Annotated in this window: 6 protein-coding genes and 1 pseudogene; 1 reads left to right on the top strand and 6 read right to left on the bottom strand. The window is 59.4% G+C overall.

All coding sequences use genetic code 11. From position 1 onward, the window contains the following. The first annotated feature begins 135 nt into the window (after positions 1-135). The gene (locus tag JOY90_RS05690) at positions 136-1,656 is read left to right on the top strand and encodes a toll/interleukin-1 receptor domain-containing protein (RefSeq protein WP_291690173.1); all 1,521 of its coding nucleotides are present in this window, start codon (positions 136-138) and stop codon (positions 1,654-1,656) included. Positions 1,657-1,891: 235 nt separating this feature from the next. Here JOY90_RS05690 and JOY90_RS05685 read toward each other — a convergent pair whose 3' ends face one another. The 6 genes and pseudogenes from JOY90_RS05685 to JOY90_RS05660 form a co-directional block, all read right to left on the bottom strand. Next, positions 1,892-2,380, bottom strand: coding sequence for a VOC family protein (locus JOY90_RS05685; protein WP_291690172.1), 489 nt, complete (start codon positions 2,378-2,380; stop codon positions 1,892-1,894). A gap of 128 nt (positions 2,381-2,508) precedes the next feature. Then, the gene (locus JOY90_RS05680) at positions 2,509-2,943 is read right to left on the bottom strand and encodes a DoxX family protein (RefSeq protein ID WP_291690171.1); all 435 of its coding nucleotides are present in this window, start codon (positions 2,941-2,943) and stop codon (positions 2,509-2,511) included. 76 nt (positions 2,944-3,019) lie between these two features. Then, positions 3,020-3,445, bottom strand: coding sequence for a VOC family protein (locus JOY90_RS05675; RefSeq protein WP_291690170.1), 426 nt, complete (start codon positions 3,443-3,445; stop codon positions 3,020-3,022). A 307-nt stretch (positions 3,446-3,752) separates the two neighbouring features. Continuing rightward, complete coding sequence (locus tag JOY90_RS05670) at positions 3,753-4,196, bottom strand: SRPBCC family protein (RefSeq protein ID WP_291690169.1); 444 nt, start codon at positions 4,194-4,196, stop codon at positions 3,753-3,755. 43 nt (positions 4,197-4,239) lie between these two features. Continuing rightward, positions 4,240-4,605 carry a hypothetical protein gene (locus JOY90_RS05665; RefSeq protein ID WP_291690168.1) on the bottom strand — a complete coding sequence of 122 codons (366 nt, stop codon included), beginning with the start codon at positions 4,603-4,605 and terminating at the stop codon, positions 4,240-4,242. After that, positions 4,602-4,886: pseudogene (locus tag JOY90_RS05660) on the bottom strand (TetR/AcrR family transcriptional regulator); the annotation flags it as partial. The gene JOY90_RS05665 and the pseudogene JOY90_RS05660, both read right to left, overlap by 4 nt.

The following is a 4,886-nucleotide window of genomic DNA, read 5'->3' as shown; positions in this document are numbered from 1 at the left end:
GAACGAACCGCGCCGGAATTTCTTCGATTGTGAGCCGCCTCACACCTTCGGCCATTCCTTTAGCCATATAAAAGGTTTAGCGAATGGACCGTTCCTTCGCGATTTGCGAATTGGCTGCTCCCGCTGGAGGCGCTCATGTCCGAGGCTGGCACACGCGAACTCGAAGAGATCAAGAAAGATCCAACGGATGTTCATGTCTTCATTAGCTACTCCCATGAAGATTTCGGCATCGCTCAGTGTCTGCAGGAGGAGCTGACCGCCGTCAATCCCGCCCGGGTCCACTGCTTTTTGGATGCTTACAACATTCGTTCGGGTGAGGAGTGGCATTCGAAGATCATCGACAACCTCAAGGCCGCCGACTGGTTGATTTTCCTTTATACGGGACGCGAACGCAGGCCCTACGATTTTTGCGGCTTCGAGATCGGTATTTTTACCAGCGTGCATCTCCTCGATACGTCGAAGAAGATCACCGAAGCGCCGCGACTGCTGTGCATTCATGACACGCCCGCCGTACCGTCGCTGCTCGCGATGGTGCAAAACCGGCGGATCCGTCCCTATCAGCAGGATGGGCCGCCCGATCCAACAAACGAACTCGATTTCTACATCGACACTCCGCTGGCCCGGCTCTTCGAGGATTTTTACTATTACCCCGAGCGCATGCCGCTGCATGGCGGCACGATGCGAAAGGGGCTTCCGCTCAGGCAGATGCCGAGAACGGCCGCCGAGATCGCCGAGCGCGTAAAGCGGCTGACAATAAAATTCCAAGAAGCCCGGAAGAACGACCCGATATCGGAAAAGTTCTATCAGGTCAGAATGGAGATCGACATTCGCGATCCCCTACCCAAGAACAAGACCGAGATCCCAGGGCGTTCGATGGTCACAGCCGTGCCCGACACCTTCAATCTGCTCGGGTTGAGCCCGGACCCTGACGAGAACGGCGAGCTCAAGACCACCTGGGACCAGATGAAGAGCAGTCTCGAAGCGAATAACGAAACATTTGCCTGGATGGATAAAGTCGAAGACGACATACTAGACGCCGCCCATCAACGAAATTTGAGGAGCCCTGAAACCAGCTTTCGAGCGCATGACGGGCAATTCTACCGCCCGCTGCTGGCCCGCCAGGTCATCTACGGCAGTGGAGCGAGAAAATTCTCGGTGATATTCGTCAGAACCTTGCCGAGGAAGTTTGTCGGCGACGAGACCACATCCGCCTTATTGATCGGGCTCATTCTCGCTTCGCGGTTCAGGTTCACGTTCATCGAAGCCGCCAAGGATGTGCAGGGGAATCTCGGCGACGAGGTCAGCGATGCCGAGTTCCAGCTCGCGTGCCGGCAAATGATTTACGACATCGAGCGAATGGAGCAGGAATCGAGCGAATTCGGGATGAATAATCCCGATATCTTTCACCAAGCCTTTGGCCCGGAAAACCACGAAATCGTGTCGGCTTTTTACGAAATTTGGTTTCCTGCACGAAAGGAGCTTTTCACGCTGATCAAATCCCGGCTGGAGGAGCCAAATACCGTCTCGCGTGATGTGATTCGAGATGCAGTCAAGAAGTTCACGCAGACCTTGAGCCCCTATAACAAGCGTTTTCTCGAAATGTGCTTGCAACGCTACACGGCTTATCTGAAAGGCTGGTTGAACAAGCCTGATTGATCCGTGACCGCGGGAGGCGTTGTCGGTCACTGCGTCGGCGAGCTTGAACTGGCCGCCTGCCTGATCGAATGCGTCTCAGCGCATCTGCTCTTGTCGCGGGGTATTGAGCGGATTCCGCCGCGGTGGATGACGCGGTGAGGTCGCGGACCTGCCCTGGGCAAACGGCGGCACCCAGCCGAATGCGCTGATGCGGACCGGGGACATGGAATCGACAGACACAACCTCCTTCGACGGTTCAGGCGGATGGGGCGCCGCCATCGGCGGCGCGCTCGAGCGCGGCGATGTCGATGCGCTTCATTTGCATCATCGCGTCGAAGGCTCGTCTTGCGCGGGCGGGATCGGCATCGCCGATCAGCCTGGTGAGCTGGCGCGGAACGATCTGCCACGAAACGCCGAAGCGGTCTTTCACCCAGCCGCATTGCTCAGCCTCTGACACCGCCGAGAGCGCATCGGTGAGGCGGTCGGCTTCGGCCTGAGTCTCCACGGGTATCTGGAACGAAATCGCCTCGTTGAACCGGAACATCGGCCCGCCGTTCAATCCGGTGAACGGTTGCCCCATCAGTGTGAACTCGACGAGCAGCACGTCGCCCGCCTTGCCGGACGGGTAATCGGTCGGGGCGCGATGAACGGCATCGACATGGCTGTCGGGGAAAACCGAGGCGTAGAACTTCGCGGCCGCCTCGGCTTTGCCGTCAAACCAGAGGCACGGCGTGATCTTCGACATGATTTCTCTCCTCTGTTGCGTAAGACAACCGGATCGATCGACCTGTCCGTGCCGCCGACTGGCGACGATGCCGGAGTAGTCCCCCAGGGCCTTTGGCAATCGCATGCCCGCCGCGGGCAGGAACAGCCCTACCTGCGCAGCGGCATCAGCGCGCGAAGGCGAGTATCGCGAAACCACAGGCCACCCCAGACGAGAACGCCGAGATACACACCGAACAGATCGTGGGTGAACAGGGGGTCTGCGTGGCGCACATGGGATGCCACGGCGCCGCCGAGATAGCCGGTCAGCAGGACCGCTCCCAGCACGGCCGTCCTCGGAAGCGCGTAGAGCGCGGTTGAGACGAGCAAGATCACGCCGAGCGCGGTGAGAGTGGCGGGATCGGCAGGCCAGCCGATGTCGCTTGTCGCGTCGATGACGAATTGCGGATGGAACAGCTTCATCACGCCGTCCATCAGGCAGAAGGCGATGACGAGGCCACTGAGAATCCAGCCGGCCCACCGCGAGGATGTGGCGGATTGCGATGCTGTCGTGCCGGAATGCTCGGGCATGGATATCGTGCTCATGTCGTTCTCCCTCGGCTTTGTGGGGTTGGTCAGCCCCAGCGACAAACCGGCTTGGGCTTGGGCCTTGGGCTTGGGGTTACGCCGATTGCTTTTCGCAATTCACCATCCAGGGCGTGCCGAACCTGTCGGTCACCATGCCGAAGCGTTGCGCCCAGAAGGTCTCCGCGATCGGCATCATCACCGTGCCGCCTTCCGAGAGCTCCTTGAAGATGCGCTCGGCCTCGGCTGGCTTGTCGACACCTACGCTGACGCAAAAGCCCTGCGGCTTTGATGAACCCCGATTGGGCGCGTCGCTGCCCATCAGCAGGCGGCCGCCCGCCTCGAGGCGTGCATGCATGATGCGGTTGGCGGTCTCGGGATTTTGCGGCACGCCGGAATCTTTAGGCGCATCGGAATGGCGCATCATCATCAGGATCTTGCCTCGAAACACTTTCTCATAGTGCTTGAAGGCTTCCTCGCATTTTCCGTCGAAGCTCAGATAGGTCACAAAGTCGGTCACCATGACAATCGTCCTTTCAGTCGAGTTGAATGAGCACCATCGCACTTGGCCGGTTCGGATGCGGCACTCACGCTGGCCCGGTGCATCGATTCCGACGCGGATGGTTTCCATCCATCGATCAAATTCGATCCTCAATATCGTAAAGCTATAGTCGGGCCTGCTCCGAGACATGCGGCCATTTGTCGGGGGCCAGATGCTAGCGCGTGCTGTCTAAACCAATAGCCACCCTGTTCTAAGCTATTCGTTCGAGCATATTCTTTTCGAAAAAGCGGTTTCCCCTTTAGCGGTTTCTCCTTTTCCGGATCATGCTCTACTGTCTGATGTCCGGCTCGGCCACCCGCGCGAGATTTTCCAGCGACTGCTGCCAACCGAGATAACACGCTTCGGCCGGGATGACGTCGGGGATGCCCTCTTGCACGACATGAAGCTCGGTGCCGACGGAGACCTTGTTCAACGTCACCGTCACCTGAATTTCGCCCGGAAGGTTCGGATCGTCGAAGCGATCCGTGTAGCGAATGCGCTCATGCGGCACGAGCTCGATAAATTCACCGCCGAAGGAGTGGCTGTGGCCGGTCGTGAAATTGCGAAAGGACACTCGAAATTTTCCGCCGACCTTCGCTTCCATGGAATGCACGGTGGCGGTGAAGCCGTTGGGCGGCAGCCACTTCGCCATCGCATCGGGTTCGAGAAAGGCGCGGTAGAGTTTCTCGGGCGTGGTGGCGAGCACGCGGTGCAGACGAACCGTGTTGGGCATTTCGATCTCCGTGAATTTCAGCTTGTGGTAGAGGCGCAGGCGCTCAGCCCTGCGGGATGGGAAGGACCGGCATGATCTCCACCGCTTCGCCGGGGAAGATCGTGAAATGCGGATGGTTCTCGAACATCCTGGCCGCGGCCTCGTGCGATTCCGCGCGCACGACGGTGAAGGCGCCCATCTCGTTGGCGATGTCCGCGATGCCGCTGCCCGACACCCGCTTGGTCTTGCCGAGCGGGCCGCCGGCGCCGACGAGCGCGGCCTGATGCTTTTCCATCCAAGCTTTCCAGGCCGCCATGCCCTTCTGCTCGTTCTTTTTTCGCTCGGCTTCGGGAACGGCCATCCACGCCGTCATGCGGGCGCTCGTTTTGCTGCCCAGGAAGACGGCGAGATAGGTGTTGTCCGTGCTCATGACGATGTCCTTTCCTTGTCCCTTCGAGGTCGAAACAGAAGCTCGATATAGCGGTGCAAATGGTCGATGCTCGAGATGGCGATTTCCGCACCGCCCTTGGCCTTGGCGAGAATGAAGGCACCCTGCAGCACGGCCTGGGTGTGCAAGGCGAGACCCCTCGCGGTCCATCTTGCGCGAATTCCATGACGCTTCATCGCTGCGGCGATGTCGGCCTCGATCTTCGCGGCATGGAAGCTGATGCTGTCATCGCAAGCGTCGCGGATGGCGGGATGGGTGTCGTA

The organism is Bradyrhizobium sp. (assembly GCF_019242285.1).
In the GTDB taxonomy this organism is placed as follows: domain Bacteria; phylum Pseudomonadota; class Alphaproteobacteria; order Rhizobiales; family Xanthobacteraceae; genus Bradyrhizobium.
This window is presented reverse-complemented; position numbering and strand designations above follow the sequence as displayed.

What these genes read in the sequence shown, in the direction of transcription:
- JOY90_RS05670 (WP_291690169.1), bottom strand. Translation starts at nt 4,196, where the DNA reads ATGCCCAACACGGTTCGTCTGCACCGCGTGCTCGCCACCACGCCCGAG.
- JOY90_RS05680 (WP_291690171.1), bottom strand. Translation starts at nt 2,943, where the DNA reads ATGAGCACGATATCCATGCCCGAGCATTCCGGCACGACAGCATCGCAA.
- JOY90_RS05685 (WP_291690172.1), bottom strand. Translation starts at nt 2,380, where the DNA reads ATGTCGAAGATCACGCCGTGCCTCTGGTTTGACGGCAAAGCCGAGGCG.
- JOY90_RS05665 (WP_291690168.1), bottom strand. Translation starts at nt 4,605, where the DNA reads ATGAGCACGGACAACACCTATCTCGCCGTCTTCCTGGGCAGCAAAACG.
- JOY90_RS05675 (WP_291690170.1), bottom strand. Translation starts at nt 3,445, where the DNA reads ATGGTGACCGACTTTGTGACCTATCTGAGCTTCGACGGAAAATGCGAG.
- JOY90_RS05690 (WP_291690173.1), top strand. Translation starts at nt 136, where the DNA reads ATGTCCGAGGCTGGCACACGCGAACTCGAAGAGATCAAGAAAGATCCA.